Annotated in this window: 1 protein-coding gene; it reads right to left on the bottom strand. The window is 67.6% G+C overall.

Going from position 1 to position 404, the window contains the following annotated elements:
* Positions 1 to 404 (bottom strand): tetratricopeptide repeat protein (locus HA630_RS01170; RefSeq protein ID WP_166832124.1); only part of this gene is annotated, 404 nt, incomplete at both ends.

The raw sequence follows: 404 nt of genomic DNA, 5'->3' as shown, positions 1-404 counted from the left end.
GCCGCTTCCCGGTTTTGCAAACGGTTTTCGATCTTGATGCCCAGCCACAGCGATTCGGCGTTGGCCAGCTCGGAATTGTTCAGGCGGCGCAGGTAAAAGCGGGCCCGCTCCGACTCACCACGCTGGTGCAGCAGCAGCGACAGGTTGTACACGGTGATCGGATTGCCCGCATCCAGCTCGAAGGATCGCAACAGGCTTTGCTCGGCCTCTTGCGTCTGACCGGCACGGGCCTGGCACACGCCCTGGGTCATCCAGGTGCGCGAGGCGGCGGCGTAGTTGGGCGACTGCAGGGCGCGCTGGAAGGCGGCGGTGGCGTCGGCGTGGCGCCCGTCCTGGCAGTACATCCAGCCCAGGTTGTGCAGGGTGTCGCCGTCGCGCGGCGCCAGGCGCAGCGCCTGCGCGAA

Source organism: Aquabacterium sp. A08, assembly GCF_011742065.1.
The sequence above is the reverse complement of the archived record's forward strand: the minus strand, read 5'-3'. Positions and strand labels throughout refer to the sequence as shown.